This is a genomic window from Leeia oryzae DSM 17879 (assembly GCF_000376945.1).
Lineage (GTDB): Bacteria > Pseudomonadota > Gammaproteobacteria > Burkholderiales > Leeiaceae > Leeia > Leeia oryzae.
In genome coordinates this window covers 1-17157 of sequence record NZ_AQXU01000016.1, presented here as the reverse complement: position 1 = coordinate 17157, position 17157 = coordinate 1, and the positions used below count along the sequence as shown (strand labels likewise).

The window sequence follows — 17157 nt, the reverse complement described above, 5'->3', positions numbered from 1 at the left end:
GTACCGGATTCCTCCTATCTTATGCAAAACGGGTTGGCCGGGTGGTGCTGCCATGCGGCTTCACCCGGGTTTTAATTCAACTGTACCTGTTCGTATATTGTATATTGGTGGATGATAGAGCCTTAACCCGTTGACATCCCGACCGGCACCCTTGAAACGTGCGTGACAAAAATCATTAAAGAAATCCGGACCTTATGAATAAAAGCAAAAACTGGTCTCTGGCCACCATCCTTGCATGCCTTGCCATGCTGGGGCCATTTTCCATAGATGCCTATCTGCCAGCCTTTGCTGAGATCGGTCGCAGTCTGCATGCCACGCCGCTGGAGGTGCAGCAAACCCTGACGGCTTACATGCTGGCGTTCAGCGTGATGATGCTCTGGCACGGCTCCATCTCGGATGCCATCGGTCGTCGGCCGGTCATTCTGGTCTCGCTGTTTGTTTTTGCGGTGGCCACCTTTGGGTGTGCCGCATCGTATCGCATTGAATACCTGATGTTTTTCCGCATTCTGCAAGGGTTGTCGGCCGGTGCGGGCATTACGGTAGGGCGGGCCATGGTTCGCGACCGCTTTGACGGACACGAAGCGCAGCAACTGATGTCCAAGGTCACCATGATCTTCTCGCTGGCGCCGGGTATTGCACCGGTAATTGGCGGCTTTCTGCATGAAGCCTTTGGCTGGCATTCCATCTTTCTGTTTGTGGCCGCCCTGACTTCCGTGCTGCTCTATGCCTGCTACAAACTGTTGCCGGAAACCTTGCTGGAGCACAAGCGGCAGTCGTTGTCGCCGCGTGATCTGGCCGGCGGGTATCGAGAAATGGCGTTTGATCCGGCCTTCCTGATGGTGGCACTGACCGTGGCGCTGAATTTCTCGGGCCTGTTTTTGTATATTTCTTCTGCGCCTGTCTTGCTAACCACCCATCTGGGGCTGGAAGGCGCCGAATTCGGTTACCTGTTCGTACCTGCGGTGGCGGGGATTTTTGTCGGCGGCTGGTTATCCGGCAAAATGGCGGGCAAGTATTCCACGCGTTTCACGGTGGGCTGTGCGTTTGCCATCATGGGCACCGCAGCCGTGTTTAATGTGACCTACCATGCCATATGGCATCCGGCATTGCCGTGGACCATTCTGCCGGTCATGATCTATACCTGCGGCATGTCGCTATCGTCTACCAGTGTCACGTTGGTGGCGCTGGACCTGTTTCCGCTGCGCCGGGGCATGGTAGCTTCATTGCAGTCCGCCATCCAGATTGGGCTGGCGGGCTTTACCAGCGGCGTGGTGTCGCCTTTGTTGTCCAAATCGGCATTGTGGTTGTCTTTTGGCATGCTAGGATTAGTGGCAGCAGGCCTGTTAAGCTGGTTGCTGTCTTTCCGGTTCCGGCCACATGCGTTATAACCCGCTTGCAGCGGGTGACAGGAGACCAACATGACTATCCCGAACAGCCAGAACGGCATCCAGAATGACATGGAAGATGATCTGCCGCCGGAGCCTGTATACCAGCGCTTCGAGCGTCAGGTAGCCATCCGCCAGATTTCGTATTACATCTCTGGCGAGCTGCAATCGCCCATGGCGTATGCCGAGATGCTTTATACCTTGCGTACCGCGAGCGAAACCGATGTCATCTATCTGCATCTGAACACCCCGGGCGGCAATTTTGATACCGGTTTGCAGATCATCAACAATATGCTGGATTCCAGCGCGCGCGTGGTAACGGTGCTGGAGGCTCGGGCCTTCTCGATGGGCGCTCTGCTTTTCCTGGCGGGCGATGACCTGTACGTACACGATAACTGCCAGCTGATGTTCCATAACTACTCTGGCAGTTTTATCGGCAAAGGCAATGAACAGCACGCCCAGATTCTGGCGGTCGGCAAGTGGTTCGAGAAAGTCATGAAGCGCATCTGCCATCCGTTCCTGAGCAATGAAGAAATCGAGATCATTTTGCAAGGGGGAGACTTGTGGCTGGATTCGGATGCCATCCGCAAGCGCTTGCATCAAATGAACAAAGGCGGGCAGGATAAACCCGCAAGCAAAAGCCGCAAGCCAGTAGCGGATAAAAAGTAAGCCGCAACCATCGGCACACGCCCTGGGCAACCCCGGAAATCTTATTCATGACCGAAAAACAGGCGGCCTGTTGTTGGAGGTTCCGCCTGTTTTCTCTTACACTTCATCCCCATGACTACCCCAAGCTATGTTTTTGTCGATCTGGAAACGACCGGCGCCTCCATCCATAAAGACCGCATCACCGAGATCGGCATTGTTGAAGTAGACGCTGACGGTGTTCGCCAGTGGAGTACCCTGGTCAACCCCGGGCAGCACATTCCAGCTTTTATCCAGCAGCTAACCGGCATTGACGATGACATGGTGGCCGATGCACCAGCCTTTGAAGCGGTGGCAGACGAGGTATTGCAACGCTTGCAAGGCAAGCTGTTTGTTGCCCACAATGCCCGCTTTGACTACGGTTTTCTCAAACAGTCCTTTGCCCGCCTCGGGCGCCCGTTCCGCGCCAATACCCTGTGTACTGTACGTTTGTCCAAGGCTTTGTACCCGGAGCATTACAAACATAATCTGGATGCGCTCGTCGCCAGGCACGGGCTGATTGCCGAAAACCGTCACCGGGCGCTGGTCGATGCCGAATTGCTCTGGCAGTTTATTCAGGCCGCAGAGAAAGAACTCGGCAAGGAAAAGGTGGTCGAAGAAATTACACGCATGGTGCAGCAGCCAACCCTGCCGGAGGGGGTGGATGCCGATAGCGTGGATGCCTTGCCCGAAGGGGTAGGGGTGTACCGGCTGTATGGCGAGAACGATACGTTATTGTATGTGGGCAAACACAGCCAGATCCGCAAGCGGGTATTGTCGTATTTCAGTGGCGAGCATAAAGATAGCCGCGTGAAAGAGATGATCCGCCAGATCCGGCGGGTGGCCGCTACCGAGACCTGTGGCGAGTTTGGTGCCGTGTTGCTGGAAGCCTCACTCATCAAGTCCGGTAAACCCGCCTACAACCCGCAATTGCGGGCGACGAACAGTGCTTGCAGCTGGATACTCAAACCGCAAGGGAGCGGGGCACTGTTGCCGGTGCTGGTCAAGGCCAATGAATTACCCGGCAAGGACGAAATTCGATACGGATTGTTCCATTCTGCTAAAGAGGCACAGGCGGCGTTGCGTAAACTGGCAGACGGTTATCGCCTGTGTCTGATTTATGCGGGGCTGGAAACTGCCGGCAAGCGCAACAACAGCCCTTGTTTCAATTTTCACATGAAGCGATGCGACGGGGCATGTGTCGGCAAAGAGCCGCTGTCTTTCCACAATGCCCGACTGGAAGCCGCCATGAACAAGTTACGGCTGGCATCCTGGCCGTATCCGGGGGCGGTGGCCATTGCAGAAGCCGATGCCAGTGGTCTGCATACCGACTACCACGTCATCGACGATTGGCGATATCTGGGCACCGCCCGTACGCTGCAAGATGCACGGCAACTGCTGGAAACCGCCCAGCCCAATTTTGACCCGGATATCTGCAAGATCATCCAGAAGCAGATCAGAACCGTCCCGCCAGAGGCGATTCACTTACTGACAGAAAGCACCTAAATGACCCTTCAAATCATAGAAGCCGTTTTATTCGATATGGACGGCTTGATGCTGGATACCGAGCGTATCGCCCAGCAAGCTGGCATGGCGGCGTGTGCAGACCACGGGTTTAACATGACCATCGAGATCGCCATGCAGTTACTGGGGCGTAACTCTCGCGATGCCGATATCTTTCTGTCCCAGCAGTTTGGTCCGACGTTTGATGCCGCCGCGGTGCGGGAGCGCTTCAAGGCGCGCTATGAAGAAGCCCTGTTCAGCAACGGTATCCCGGTCAAGGCTGGCTTGCATACCATGCTGGACTGGCTGGAAAGTATTCCATTGCCCAAGGCGGTGGCTACGTCTACCCGCCATGACATGGCCAGAAAGAAATTGGAAAGCGTCAACGTACTGCATCGTTTTCCGCATGTGATCGGGGGCGATCAAGTCGTTAACGGCAAACCGGCACCGGATATTTTTCTGGAAGCGGCGTCTCGTCTGGGAGTACAACCCAAGCACTGTGTGGTGCTGGAAGACTCCGAAGCAGGCGTTCGCGCCGCACTGGCCGCCGGTATGACCCCCATCATGATTCCGGACCTGAAGCCGCCCACCACCGAGCTACTGTCGCATGGCATTACCGTCTGCCCATCGCTAGAGGCTGCCGCCAGACACTTGGCCGCCAAAGGTGGTTTTAAAGCGCCACTCATCTGATTTGACGTTATCCAGACATGCAAAAAGGCGGTCGCATCCCGGGCCGCCTTTTTGCATGTTTTCGCTATTACTTATCCCACAGCAACTTGCCGCCAAACAGCATGAATACCACAGCGGTGAGCTTGTCGACCGGCTTTTGCCAGCGCTGCATATCCAGCTTTTTGTGACTTTGTCCCACCAGCATGGCCAGCAAACCGAACCAGAGCATGCCTTCAATGGCATGAATGCTCGCCAGCAGCACACTGAATGCCGTCACATTGACATGGGGCGGGATGAACTGTGGCAAAAATGTCACGTAGAAAATACCGATTTTCGGATTCAGCAGGTTGGTCAGCAGCCCTTGTCTGAACAGCTGCATGTCAGACTGCTGCTGGACCAGTCCGCTGTCAGTACTTTCTACGTCAGCAGTGCTTTCCTTTCGTCGCCATAGCTGAATGGCGATATAGATCAGGTATAGCGCACCTGCCATTTTGAGTAACTGGTACAGCTTGCCAGAGGCCTCCAGCAGCGCCCCCAGCCCAAGTGCAACCAGCAGCCCCCATAACAGGCAGCCCACACAGACCCCCAAGCCCGCGACCCAGCCAGAGCGTCCTCCACGGCGCATGGAGGTACTCATCACCAGCGCAGTATCCAGCCCTGGGGTGATGGTAAGCAACGCAGCCGTCAGTGTGAACAGGATCAGTGCATGACTGATGAGCATTTTCATTCCCCCGGATTTGTGAATACAGTATTCTTTTTGCAGTGTAGCGATTTAGCGATGGTGAGACTAGCCCTAAGGTCTGGTCTCTGATAGACTTTTCAAATGAACCGCATAACGGATTTTGATTTCGCAATGCGGAATATTAAATAAGGCAAGTTGCCTGTTCTGATGAGATTATCGACATGTCAAATGTAGTACCAAGCCAGGTCACCGAGTTTTTAACCGCATTAAAAGCACGTGAAGTGGAATGTATTTTTCCTGACATTAACGGCATTCCACGTGGGAAGGCATTACCTGCCGCCGGTTTCATGAATGGTCAGGTCGTGCGTTGTGCACGTGCCATCCCTATTCAGGCCGTCACCGGCGATTATCCTGATTACCGTTTTTACGGCGAGCATGACCCGGACGCAACCCTGGTGCCAGACTACAGCACCCTGCGTGCCGTGCCTTGGGCGCCTCAGCCACGTGCACTGGTCATCAACGACTGTGAAGACAACGATGGTTCACTGACGCCACTGGCATCCCGTTCTGTTCTGAAGAACGTATTGGCACAGTACAAAAAGCGCGGCTGGCAAGCCATTGTGGCGCCAGAGCTGGAGTTCTACGTACTGGCCCCGAATCCGGATCCAAACCAGCCATTGCAGCCGCCAACAGACCCATTGGGTCGTCGCGAGCTAGGCCAGGCATCTTTCAGCTTCTCTGCCCTGAATTCGTTTAGCGCATTCTGGGATGACCTGCTGCAAGCACTGGAAGTGCTGCAGATCGATGGCGATACCTTCGTACACGAGATGGGCCCAGGCCAGTTCGAAATCAACCTGAAACATGGTGACCCGCTGAAACTGGCTGACCAGACCTTCCTGTTCAAATATGCAATGCGTGAAGTCGGTGCCAAGCACGGCCTGCTGGTAGTGTGTATGGCCAAGCCGATGGCCGGGGTAGCCGGCAGCTCCATGCATATTCACCAGAGCATTGTGGATGAAGCCGGTAATAACGTATTTAGCAAAGAAGATGGCGAAGCCAGCGATACCTTCTATCATTTCATCGCCGGCATGCAGCGTTATCTGCCGCATGTGATGCCAATTCTGGCACCTAACGTCAACGCCTACCGCCGCTTTGTCAAAGGCTCTGCTGCGCCAATCAACCTGGAATGGGGTATCGACAACCGCTCCGTCGGTCTGCGCGTACCGGTCTCTTCGCCAGCGGCTCGCCGCGTCGAAAACCGCTTGCCAGGGTGTGATGCCAACCCGTACCTGGCACTGGCCGCCAGCCTGGCAACCGGCCTGCTGGGTATCGAAGAAAAGCTGTATCCGTCTCCAGCTGCAACCGGTAATGTCTACGGTGGCGAAGCAACGCTGCCTGCCACACTGGATGCCGCCTTGGCCGACATGGCCAAGTATGACACCGCCAAGCGCTGTTTTGGCGAAGAGTTCACCAATGCCTTCATCGCCACCAAAGAGATCGAGCTGCAAAGTTTCTATAGCGAAATCACCCCTTGGGAGCGCCGCTACCTGGCTGGCCAGATTTAATCTGCCCGCTAGGGTTGCCCCGGCAAACATCCCCGGTTCCATGTACTTGGACCGGGGATGTTTTTTTGTCGTATGAATCGCGCATTGTCTTGGGGCATTGCTTATGCCAAACTGCTAAAAACCATCCGTTGTTCTGGCCTGACCGGCCGGATGATGCAAGGAGTTTCTCATGAGCCCTGATCCGCAATCCCTACCGACAACCGAACGGGAACTGGTACTGACCCGTCTCATCCATGCCCCGCGTGAAAAAGTCTATCGCGCATGGACAGAGCCCGAGCTGCTCAAGCAATGGTTCACCCCCAGGCCCTATACCACGCCCGTGGTAGAAGTCGATGTGCGGCCAGGTGGTGCGTCCAGAATCATCATGCGTGCACCCGATGGCAATGAATTTCCCAACCATGGCGTGTATCTGGAAGTTGTTCCGAACGAAAAACTGGTGTTTACCGATGCCTACACCTCGGCATGGGAACCTTCGGAAAAACCGTTCATGACGGTTGTCCTGACGTTTGAAGACGTGAATGGTGATACCCGCTACACCGCCCGGGTAATGCACTGGACGGTGGCGGACAGGGAAATGCATGAGCAGATGGGGTTTCACCCCGGTTGGGATCAGGCGACTGACCAGCTAGAAGCACTGGTTGCAACCCTGTAAGCAAGGGTTAAGCTTCCTCGATCACGCCATCCACATACACCCATTGCTCACCTTCCAGACGAAAGCGGCTGGTCTCGGTCAGCCGGTGGGCTTTACCTTGTACCTTGTAACGGGCGGTAAACCGCACCTCTCCCTCACGGTCATTTGCTTGCCTGGCATGATGCACCGTTAATCCCAGCCACTTGGTTGCCGTATCATCCGCAAGTCCCAATGAGTCCGGACGATTTTCTGCCGCCCAGGTTCGTAGCAGGTAAGGCTCGTTACCAAGTACATACGCCACATAGCGGGACCGCATCAGTGCTTCAGGCGTCGCGGCTGGTCGCAGTCCGTCCAGCAACGGCAGGCAACAGGCGCTGGCAGGGCGCTGACTGCCACATGGGCAAAGATCAACAGGTTTGGCTTTCATCTGGCATGTACTCAACGACGGTTCGGGCTGGTATTTTAATCCAGATCGCCAGAAACGCGATGTAACTTGTGTTCAGGTTCGGTTCAGCTCGCCAGTGACATACTGGCCCCATGTTCCAACGCAGACAGGAGTAACATCATGAAAAAACTACTTGGTTTGGTCGGCTTTCTGGCGCTGAGCACGTTTGCCCAAGCAGATAGTATCAGCAGCAATACATGGATTGGTGGCGCGATTGGCGCTGGTGTTGGTGCTGTGGTCGGGCACGAAGTAGGCGACCGCGACGGCGCCATCCTCGGGGCTGCTATCGGTGGTGCCGCAGGTGCAGCAATCGGTAGCGATACCCACAGAAGAAGCCGCCCGGCACCGGTCGTGAGAGAAGTACGGTACGTCGAGCCACGTTATTACTACGATGACGATGACGATCACGACCATGGCAAACGCCACTGGAAACGCTTCCATCATGATAACGGATTGCATCTTGGCCAATACCGGCATGATGATTACCGTCACAACTATTACTACCGTCGCTACGATTAACCTGAATACGGAATCTGCATAAAGGTAGCGCCAACAAAAACAGCCCTTGACGGGCTGTTTTTGTACTTGCCGGAGAGGGGCAGTAACTACAAATCAATCACAACAAATCAGTGGCTGATTTTATGGGTATCTTCGTCATGCATGTGTGCTGCGGTATCTTCAGCCACGTGGCGGCGTACAAAGTTGTAAATGTAGATGCCGATGACCAATACAAAGCCAATCGTGAACAGGCTCAGCAGACCGATATCAGTAGTAAACAATTCTTTCATTAGCTCTTGCATGGTATTTCTCCCACAAACGACTTTGATTAATAAGCACAAAATTACAATATGCATATATCAATCCTTTTAGGGGGCGAGAACTTTGATCTTGGTCAATAATCGGATGCGCCAATTTGTCGCAGGGTAAAAACCTGTCAATCTTTAGGGGTATTACTGATTCAAGTCAAACTTCGGTACCCACGGCGTTCATCTCCTCGGGTGTATTTCCTGCTTGCTATCTGCCCCCCCACAGAGGACAATCGCGCCAATAGAAATCCGCAAGTAAAGAATCATGTCAAATCAGCACCGTAATCACCCCCGTCCCAACTGGCCATGTTCCGCCATCATTCTCTATTGTCGTGCAGGATTCGAATCTGAATGCGCAGAAGAAGCCATCCAGATGGCGCACGCCGAAGAAGGTGAAATCAAAGCCGAATGGAAAGCCGGTGGCGGCATGGTACGCCTCGTCCCCAAAAGAATACCGCATATGGGGCTGCTGGGGCTAAAAATCTCCGGCCTTATCTTTTCCCGGCAAATCCTGTTCGAAGTCGCCATGCTGACAGACTTGCCAGAAAAAGACCGCCTGACCCCGGTCCTTGACGCCATGTCCAAACTGCCAAGCCGGGTAGGGGAGCTATGGCTGGAAACCGCCGATACCAATGAAGCCAAGTCGCTGTCCGGATTTTGTCGCCGTTTTGGCGAGAAACTGGCCGATGCCGCCTTTGAAGCCGGCTACCTGACGGATGATCCGGATGGGCATCGTCTGGTCCTTTTTTGGCCAGACATGAAAACGGTCCACTTTGCTTTGGCAAAACATGGCAACCGCAACGAATGGCCAAATGCCATTCCGCGCTTGCGCATGCCGTTTGAGGCGCCGAGCCGCTCCACCCTGAAACTGGCCGAAGCCATTCATGTCTTCATGACAGACCAGGAAGCCAACCAGCGTTTCAAGGAAGGCATGCGCGGTGTCGATATTGGCGCAGCACCGGGCGGCTGGACGTGGCAGTTGGTCACGCGTGGTCTGAAAGTGTTTGCAATTGATAACGGGCCGCTAAAGGGTTCCGTTCAGGGTCACCCGCAGGTTAAGCACCTGCGTCAGGATGGTTTCAAGTTCCGCCCGGATAAACCGGTCGACTGGCTGGTGTGCGATATGGTCGAACAACCGGTCCGGGTCGCCAATCTCATGGCCACCTGGTTTGTAGAAGGTCTGACCCGCGAAGCCATTTTCAACCTGAAACTGCCCATGAAAAAGCGCTTGGCCGAAGTGGCCCGCTGCTTTAACGTGATTCATGAAGCGCTGGATGGCGCAGGCATCAAACATAGCCTGCAAGCCAAACAGCTTTATCACGACCGTGAAGAAATCACAGTGTATGTGCGCAAAATGACGGTAGATCGTCCGCCACGCCAGCGTACCAACAAGCGCTAAGCCGTGCAGCGCATCACACGTCAGTAAAAAAAGGCCGTCAGGCCTTTTTTTGCAACATGCACATGAAAAACCCGTCATGAATCACATCTGGCAAGATGCGAATGGCGTTTACCATGTCGTCAGGTAGCGTTTTGCCTTGCCAACTGGTCAGTCCTGGCTGGATCACGTCTTTCGGGAAGGCCGCAGGAAGCTCGATCGGCACAATGCTCATTTCATCGTGATGGTCACGTAGCAGATGTGCCACAGACAATTCGTTTTCTTCCGGTGCAAACGCACAGGTGCAATACAGCAACTTCCCGCCGGGTTTCAAGGCATACATCGCAGACAACAACAGACGACGCTGTTTGTGCGAGGTTTCCTTCACCTTGGCCGGGCTCCAGTGGCTCATGGAGTCCGCATCATTCAGGTCAAACCGCGCTTCGGACGAACAGGGCGCATCCAGTAAAATCCGGTCGAACATGGCGGGGCATTTGTTACCCACACTCCGGCCGTCCGTCATGTAGGTTCTGGCCATCGTCACCCCTTGCTGATCCAGATTGGCCTTCAGCCGGAAAAACCGGTCGCGTACCGGCTCCACCGCAGACAGTCGTCCCTCGTTTTGCATCAATGCCGCAATCAAGGTAGTTTTGCCGCCGGGCGCAGCCGCCAGGTCCAGTACGGTTTCTTCTGGCTGTGGCGCCAAGGCAATCGGGGCAATCTGGCTCGACAGGTTCTGGATATAAATATGCCCGTCCCTGAACTGTACAGTTTCTGTCAGTGCCCGTTTCTGTGCCGGTGGCAAGGTAAAGGCAGCGGCATACCAGTCAACTGGCGTCAAATCAAAACCGGCAGCGCGAAGCGCGGCAACGGTCTCCTCGATATCCGCTTTCAATGTATTGATACGAAATGCAATCGCCTTTTCAGCGGCAAAGCTCTGCAACACACTTTCCAGTCTGTCGGCAGGGATTATCTGTTGGAGTTTTTCAAAAAACAGCTCAGGCAGGCGAGTGGTCATATGCTAAATAGAAGACAATTGTTTGCAATTTTGTTAGTTTACCAAGTGTGAGGCGGTTGCCATCGTGCCAAGGCAAAATAAATCATGAAAACCGCCATTATTCATTCGTTCATTTCCGGAGGGTTTACACCATGTTAAAAGAATTCAAAGAATTTGCCATGAAGGGCAATGTCGTTGACCTGGCCGTTGGTGTCATTATCGGTGCGGCATTTGGCGCCATCGTAAAATCGCTGGTGGACGACGTGATCATGCCCCCCATTGGTCTGATTCTTGGCAATGTAGACTTTTCCAATCTGTTCTTCGTGCTGAAAGAGGGCGCAAAAGCCGCGGGTCCTTACACCAGCCTGAAAGAAGCCGCAGAAGCAGGTGCCGTCGTGATCAAGTACGGTGTGTTTGTTAACGCTGTGGTCAACTTCCTGATTGTTGCGTTTTCTGTCTTCGTGATGATCAAACAGCTCAACCGCTTCAAGAAGGTCGAGGCTGAAACGCCCGCTGCGCCTGCAGAACCAACCGAAGAAGTCCTGTTGCTGCGCGAAATCCGTGACTCGCTAAAACGCTGATGTTCAACCGGCATGGAGACGAACTTCGCTGACCGTCTCCATGCCGTCAAAAGCCAATCGCAAATATCTGCTTGATTTATATAGAAACTTCACGTATAGTTCGCCCTTCTTGATCAATCGTTGATACAAGAAGGCCCATTAAGGGCAAAGCATCGTACCCTGACTTTTTTCCGCACCTTTTCTGGTCGCGTGTCAAATTGAGTTGGCCTTTAGAGCCGCTCTCTCGGTTAGCGTCGATGTCGTGCGCTAGCAGATTACTCTACACAAGAGATGTTCAAAATCGCTCATGACCAGGTTTAGTCACTTGGCCGTTGATGTGATGCTGCCCATTTTCAGCATTCGGATGCTGAGCGGGTGCCCTGCTTGCGTTTTAATTTTTCAAGCTTAGGAACCAAATATAATGACGGATCATCTGGATACCGCCGACAGCACCGTGCTGTTCTCTGATTTCAACCTGCACGCCCGCATCTTGCGTGGCCTGTCTGAAGCCGGTTACGAAGAACCAACCCCGATTCAAGCTGCTGCACTGCCTGTTCTGATGGGCGGTACAGATGTAATGGCTTCTGCATCTACTGGTACTGGCAAGACCGCAGCGTTCTTGCTGCCAATTTTGCAAAAAATTAACGAAACTGCTCGTCCAAACAACTACTTCGGCCCACGTGCCCTGGTATTGGTGCCAACCCGCGAACTGGCTACCCAGGTTGCTGACGCAGCGGTTCAATACGGCAAATTCATCCCACGTTTCAACGTGGTAACCATCGTGGGCGGCATGCCTTACCCAGTACAGAACCGTTTGCTGTCACGTCCGGTGGAAGTGCTGATTGCTACCCCTGGTCGTCTGCTGGATCACCTGTCACGTGGTCGCCTGGATCTGTCTCAAATGGAATTCCTGGTACTGGACGAAGCTGACCGCATGCTGGACATGGGCTTCATCGACGACGTAGAAGCGATTGCCCTGGCAACCCCAGCTACCCGTCAGACCGCTTTGTTCTCTGCAACGCTGGATGGCGCTGTGGGTACCCTGGCCGCCAAGCTGCTGCGTCAGCCTGAGCGTATCCAGATTGCACCTACCGCTGCTCACAAAGGCAAAATCGACCAGCGTCTGCATTACGCAGATGATCTGGCACACAAAGGCAAACTGCTGAGCCACCTGCTGGGTGATGACACCCTGCAACAGGCTATCGTGTTTACTGCAACCAAGCTGGATGCAGACGACCTGGCAGATCATCTGGTTCAGCAAGGCATGTCAGCCGCTGCACTGCACGGTGATATGCCTCAGCGTGAACGTAACCGTACCCTGACCCGTTTGCGTAACGGTCATGTACGTGTGCTGGTGGCTACCGATGTGGCTGCCCGTGGTATCGACGTGGACGGCATCACCCACGTGATCAACTACGATCTACCAAAAAATGCAGAAGATTATGTTCACCGTATCGGTCGTACCGGTCGTGCAGGTCGCAGTGGTACCGCTGTTTCTCTGGTATCCCCACGCGAACGTGGTCTGCTGTCCCGTATCGAACGTTTCATCGGCAACCGCATTTTCGCTGCAGTTGTACCTGGTCTGGAACCACGCATCAAGCCACAGCGTCCAGGTGGTCCTACTGGTGGTCGTCCTGCTGGTGCCGGTGGCCGTGGCCGTCCTCAAAACGCACAAGGCGGTCGCCGTCCAGGTGGCTGGGGTCGTGATCGTGACGTGTCTGGCGCACCGCGTCAGCAAGGTTACGGTGCAGAAGGCCAGCGCAGCAATGGTCCGCGTCCGGCATTTGGTGATCAGCAACCACGTGATGGTGGCGCACCACGCCGTTTTGCGGATTCAGGCAGCGAAGCCGGTCGTACCGAGTTTGCCCGTCCTCCACGCAAGCCACGTCCAGCAGGTGCTCAAGGCGGTTTCCGTGATGGTGGCAGCCGTGACAACCGTAGCCGTGAAGGTGCACCAGCCCGTCGTCGTTACGAAGACTAAGCTGGGCTCACCCCAACAAAAAACCCGCCTTGTGCGGGTTTTTTGTTATGTCGGCATGACAAGGCGGGCGAATTTCTTCAGTCTTTATCTAGCCGAATGGTCACTTCATCCAGAGACGTTAGTCCGTTCAGTACATCAAAGTCACTCATGACCTGATTTCTGCCTTTGCGCTTGGCGTGATATAAGGCCTGATCCGCTCTGGCAATGGTGTCTTTAATCTGCTCACCTCGCCGGTATTGAGTCACCCCGATCGAAATCGTTGTTTGTATAGGGGAGTCTTCCAGTACGATATGTGCTTCCGCAACCCGTTTGCAAAATCGCTGCACTGAGCTTTCTGCTTCGGATAACGAGGTTTTAGGCAAAATAACGGCAAATTCTTCACCACCATACCGAGACACAACATCCCTGTCTCGAAACTCTTCCAGCGCCAGTTGCGCTATTGTTTTCAAGACGACATCCCCCGCCGGGTGACCAAACTGGTCATTGATTTGCTTGAAATGATCCAGATCCATCAAGGCAAAACAGAGCGGATGCCGCATGGCTTCCGATCTTGCCTGTTCTTGCTCCATCCGGGTCCATAGCTGCCGTCGGTTATATAATCCCGTCAATTCATCCCTGAAAGCGAGACCCCGGGTTGCAATCAATGCTTTTTCCAGTTTGGATTTTGACGTGGCCAGCTTCTGTACTGCCTGAGAATGCGCCACTCTGGAATCAAAGCCTGCAATCAGGTATTGATTCAGGCGCTGGCCAATAAGCAGCATGGCTGCCATGCAGACCAGGCAGCCTATGCCTAACGTCATCAAGAATTCGTCATCACGCATCAGGAGCATGACCGACATGGGGAGCCAGATCATGGCGTTATATAAAGCTAATACGCCCCTGACGGCACTATAGATAATCGAGGTAATGGCAGATGCCATGCTCAGGAACATGCAAACTACCAGGATAGAGGTCGTAGATGCATCTGTCAGCATCACGAGCATGCTGCCAGCCGTCATGCTGATACTGCACAGGCTGGCATGAAAGTATTTCAGGCTTAACCACTGTGAATGCGCTTTTTCTTCGGGCTTGCAAAGGGTAAACCGCCGGTTGGTGATCAAGCCAAACAGCCACGACAAGAATAGTGCGCTGATCCAGTAGCTCAACAAGTCGTGAGCCAAATCATGCCAAAGCAGTCTCGCCACCAGCACATAACCGACAGGCTCCAGAAAAATCAGGCTGGCACTCATGTCATACATGTGCTTGACCTGATCCGTGCGTGTGCCATGCAGGCTGTCGGTGGAAGAGGGAGTCGGGCGGATATTCACAAACGGTACCAGGCGAACGGCGTTATCATGAATGCGTAATGTCTGCTAGCCAGCGCTGGCCTTCTGGCCACTCACCTAACCCGCTTGCCGTATTGATGTGGCCATAGGGCCCCAGCTTTTTAAATGTACTCCCCCAGTGGTTTGCCATTTGTTCCGCACGCTCCAGTTTGCAGTAGGGGTCGTCACTACTGGCGACCAGGATGCTCTGAAAAGGGAGGCGTGTTTGCGGGAGTGGCGCATAGCCCTGGATAGCGGGGATGAAATCTGGCGCTTCCGTATCCGGTGGCGCAACCAATAACGCGCCATCTACTTTGGCCAGTGTTTCGGCGGAAACGCTTCTGGCCCAGAATGCAATGGTGCTGCAGCCAAGACTATGCGCAACCAGCACGACCCGATCATTTATCTGCCTGATCGCATCATCCAACCCTTGCACCCATTGCGTCATGACTGGAAACTCCCAATCATGCTGTTTTACACGGGTCCCGGCATACAGCTTTTCCCACCGGGTTTGCCAATGATCAGGGTCGGAGTTTAAATATCCGGGGACAATAATCACCTTGCTCAATGTATATATCCTCAAAGCATTCGACTAAAATACTTGGTTTATATCTTGATGCTGCATGATTTTGATCAAATCAAACGAGTACATTATCATAAAAATGGCAGACGTGCTTTTTATTTGTTTTCAAAATTAATTAAACCGCAAGTAATTCATCCTACTGTCAAAAAGAGACCGGCATGCTGCACAAATTATTGATTTCACTATCTTTACTGGACGTTTTGGCCGTCATCTGGTTTTTTGTTTGCTGGATTGGCTATAGCTGGTTGGCCGATCGTGCACCCATTGCGCGGCATGGCCTGATTGGTGCATCCCACACTCATCGACTGGCTTGGGCGAAATCCGTCATGCGCAGAGGCCTGCACGTCGCAGATGCCGCGCTCGTCGGTAATCTGATGCATAGTGTCTCGTTTTACGCGTCGACCACCATCTATGTGCTGGCAGGTTTGCTTGCATTAATGGGTACTGTAGATAAAGTCATGTCTTTTGCTGCCGATCTACCATTCATGCATGAAGCCAGCAGAGAGCTATGGGAATTAAAACTGCTGCTCCTCGTATCGGTTTTTGTGGTGGCCTATTTCAAATTCACTTGGTCACTCCGCCAATTCAACTTCTTTTCCATTTTGCTAGGCGCTACGCCGCCAACAGATACGCCGATTGCTCAATCTGACCGTTATGCAGAGCGGTTGGCCAAACTCAATAGTTATGCGGGTGATGAATTCAACAGCGGCATCCGTGCCTATTATTTTGGATTGGCAGCCATTGCATGGTTCATTCAGCCCGCGGCCGTCTTTCTGACAACGTCGCTGGTGGTCTTTGTGCTCTATCGCAGAGACTTTGCTTCGCCAGCGCTGGATGCCATGCGGGAATGATCATGGTCACAAATTCCATACAGACACTCGCAGCGAACGCACTGAAAGAGCGCAATCCCGATCAAAAAGCTGCGTTGACGCAAGCCCTGTGGGTCCAATGGCAAGATGCCAAACTAGAAATTAGTGATAATGCAATAGAGCACATTGAATGTGCCGGTCTACCCAGCGGGCTCGTGCTTGTCCCGCCGGATCAGGTGCCAAGACGCCGGCTTGGTTCCGTGCAGGGGTGTGCCGCCATGTTGCATGCTGTTGCCCATATTGAATTCAATGCCATCAACCTTGCCCTGGATGTCGTCTGCCGATTCCCGGGTATGCCCACCGCGTTTTATAACGATTGGCTGCGGGTCGCCAAAGAAGAAGCAGAGCATTTTTTGCTGGTACGCACCAGATTAAGAGAACTTGGTTTCGATTACGGTGATTTCCCCGCCCATAACGGGCTCTGGGAGATGGCCAGAAAAACCACGCACGATCTCCTGGCCCGGATGGCCATGGTCCCGAGGATGCTGGAGGCAAGGGGGCTGGATGTGACGCCCGGACTACAGGCCCGTTTGCTTGCCGCAGGCGAGCAGCAAGGAGCCGCCCTGCTGGATATTATCTTCCGGGATGAAGTGGGGCATGTCACCGTTGGTAATCACTGGTTCCGATGGTTGTGCAAAGAGCGTGGCCTGGATCCTGTCGACACATTCCGTGCCATGTTGCCGCAGTTTGATGCCCCCAGACATAAAGGGGAGATGAACAAAGAGGCCCGCAGTAAAGCCGGATTTACAGAAGAAGAAATGCTCGTTTTGACGGAATACGCTAATACCTGAAAGGGCCGTGCATGCATTTGCCTGATAGGTTTAAAATCCCTGTAAAATAATTTCCCAATATAAACAGGGGTTTATTGTGAATTTTGGGTGAATTTGCAGAAGATGTCGTCAAAAGGAGTTGACGGTTGTGGAGATGGTGCGTATAGTTCGCATCTCTGCTGCTGACGCAGACGACGAAACGAAGCGATTAATCGCTGAGTTTACGAAAGTTTGAAGTTGGTTGCAACTGCTCTTTAACAAACGAACAACCGATAAGTGTGAGTGCTTGTTTCGGACAAAGACCTTCGGGTCTGCAAAGAAATAAGTGCTTACACAGTCAAGAAAAGA

At 53.5% G+C, this 17157-nt stretch carries 18 protein-coding genes; 12 read left to right on the top strand and 6 right to left on the bottom strand.

Annotation, left to right across the window (positions count from 1 at the left end):
- Positions 1–194: 194 nt before the first annotated feature.
- The 4 genes from F552_RS0103515 to F552_RS18415 all read left to right on the top strand — a co-directional run bounded on the left by F552_RS0103515 (position 195) and on the right by F552_RS18415 (position 4262).
- The gene (locus tag F552_RS0103515) at positions 195–1388 is read left to right on the top strand and encodes a multidrug effflux MFS transporter (protein ID WP_018150337.1); all 1194 of its coding nucleotides are present in this window, start codon (positions 195–197) and stop codon (positions 1386–1388) included.
- A 30-nt stretch (positions 1389–1418) separates the two neighbouring features.
- Complete coding sequence (locus tag F552_RS0103510) at positions 1419–2054, top strand: Clp protease ClpP (RefSeq protein ID WP_018150336.1); 636 nt, start codon at positions 1419–1421, stop codon at positions 2052–2054.
- A 111-nt stretch (positions 2055–2165) separates the two neighbouring features.
- Complete coding sequence (locus tag F552_RS0103505) at positions 2166–3575, top strand: exonuclease domain-containing protein (protein WP_018150335.1); 1410 nt, start codon at positions 2166–2168, stop codon at positions 3573–3575.
- The gene (locus F552_RS18415; protein ID WP_018150334.1) at positions 3576–4262 is read left to right on the top strand and encodes an HAD family hydrolase; all 687 of its coding nucleotides are present in this window, start codon (positions 3576–3578) and stop codon (positions 4260–4262) included. It begins immediately after the preceding gene.
- A gap of 67 nt (positions 4263–4329) precedes the next feature.
- Here the strand turns inward: F552_RS18415 and F552_RS0103495 are convergent, their stop codons facing one another.
- On the bottom strand, positions 4330–4962 hold the full coding sequence (locus F552_RS0103495) for a LysE family translocator (protein WP_026182363.1): 633 nt from the start codon (positions 4960–4962) through the stop codon (positions 4330–4332).
- A 182-nt stretch (positions 4963–5144) separates the two neighbouring features.
- Here F552_RS0103495 and F552_RS0103490 point away from each other — a divergent pair, with 182 nt between their 5' ends.
- A complete protein-coding gene (locus tag F552_RS0103490; protein WP_018150332.1) occupies positions 5145–6488 on the top strand; it encodes a glutamine synthetase family protein in 1344 nt (447 codons plus the stop codon).
- A gap of 169 nt (positions 6489–6657) precedes the next feature.
- A complete protein-coding gene (locus F552_RS0103485; protein WP_018150331.1) occupies positions 6658–7140 on the top strand; it encodes an SRPBCC family protein in 483 nt (160 codons plus the stop codon).
- Between the two features lie 7 nt (positions 7141–7147).
- On the opposite strand, the gene F552_RS0103480 is transcribed toward F552_RS0103485, so the two are convergent.
- Positions 7148–7546: a YchJ family protein gene (locus F552_RS0103480; RefSeq protein ID WP_018150330.1), complete on the bottom strand. Its 399-nt coding sequence runs from the start codon at positions 7544–7546 to the stop codon at positions 7148–7150.
- 138 nt (positions 7547–7684) lie between these two features.
- Between F552_RS0103480 and F552_RS19925 the strand changes: the two genes are divergently transcribed.
- Positions 7685–8083: a YMGG-like glycine zipper-containing protein gene (locus tag F552_RS19925; RefSeq protein ID WP_018150329.1), complete on the top strand. Its 399-nt coding sequence runs from the start codon at positions 7685–7687 to the stop codon at positions 8081–8083.
- A 107-nt stretch (positions 8084–8190) separates the two neighbouring features.
- Here the strand turns inward: F552_RS19925 and F552_RS20295 are convergent, their stop codons facing one another.
- Positions 8191–8364, bottom strand: coding sequence for a DUF3149 domain-containing protein (locus F552_RS20295; RefSeq protein WP_211208214.1), 174 nt, complete (start codon positions 8362–8364; stop codon positions 8191–8193).
- Positions 8365–8635: 271 nt separating this feature from the next.
- Between F552_RS20295 and rlmM the strand changes: the two genes are divergently transcribed.
- Positions 8636–9769, top strand: a complete 1134-nt coding sequence (gene rlmM / locus F552_RS0103465; protein ID WP_083917417.1) for a 23S rRNA (cytidine(2498)-2'-O)-methyltransferase RlmM — start codon at positions 8636–8638, stop codon at positions 9767–9769.
- Between the two features lie 37 nt (positions 9770–9806).
- On the opposite strand, the gene F552_RS0103460 is transcribed toward rlmM, so the two are convergent.
- Positions 9807–10763: an RsmB/NOP family class I SAM-dependent RNA methyltransferase gene (locus tag F552_RS0103460; RefSeq protein ID WP_018150326.1), complete on the bottom strand. Its 957-nt coding sequence runs from the start codon at positions 10761–10763 to the stop codon at positions 9807–9809.
- A gap of 131 nt (positions 10764–10894) precedes the next feature.
- Here F552_RS0103460 and mscL point away from each other — a divergent pair, with 131 nt between their 5' ends.
- Positions 10895–11323, top strand: a complete 429-nt coding sequence (gene mscL, locus F552_RS0103455) for a large conductance mechanosensitive channel protein MscL (protein WP_018150325.1) — start codon at positions 10895–10897, stop codon at positions 11321–11323.
- A 400-nt stretch (positions 11324–11723) separates the two neighbouring features.
- Positions 11724–13283: a DEAD/DEAH box helicase gene (locus tag F552_RS18405; RefSeq protein ID WP_018150324.1), complete on the top strand. Its 1560-nt coding sequence runs from the start codon at positions 11724–11726 to the stop codon at positions 13281–13283.
- Between the two features lie 77 nt (positions 13284–13360).
- Here F552_RS18405 and F552_RS0103445 read toward each other — a convergent pair whose 3' ends face one another.
- Complete coding sequence (locus F552_RS0103445; protein ID WP_156802212.1) at positions 13361–14590, bottom strand: GGDEF domain-containing protein; 1230 nt, start codon at positions 14588–14590, stop codon at positions 13361–13363.
- 25 nt (positions 14591–14615) lie between these two features.
- Entirely contained in the window at positions 14616–15146 is a 531-nt protein-coding gene (locus F552_RS0103440) for an RBBP9/YdeN family alpha/beta hydrolase (protein WP_245546653.1), read from the bottom strand.
- A gap of 182 nt (positions 15147–15328) precedes the next feature.
- On the opposite strand from F552_RS0103440, the gene F552_RS0103435 reads away from it, so the two are divergent.
- Together F552_RS0103435 and F552_RS0103430 are read left to right on the top strand one after the other, a co-directional pair.
- Positions 15329–16021: a DUF599 domain-containing protein gene (locus tag F552_RS0103435; protein ID WP_018150321.1), complete on the top strand. Its 693-nt coding sequence runs from the start codon at positions 15329–15331 to the stop codon at positions 16019–16021.
- A complete protein-coding gene (locus F552_RS0103430) occupies positions 16018–16830 on the top strand; it encodes a ferritin-like domain-containing protein (RefSeq protein ID WP_018150320.1) in 813 nt (270 codons plus the stop codon). The genes F552_RS0103435 and F552_RS0103430 overlap by 4 nt, the downstream gene beginning before the upstream one ends.
- Positions 16831–17157 lie beyond the last annotated feature (327 nt).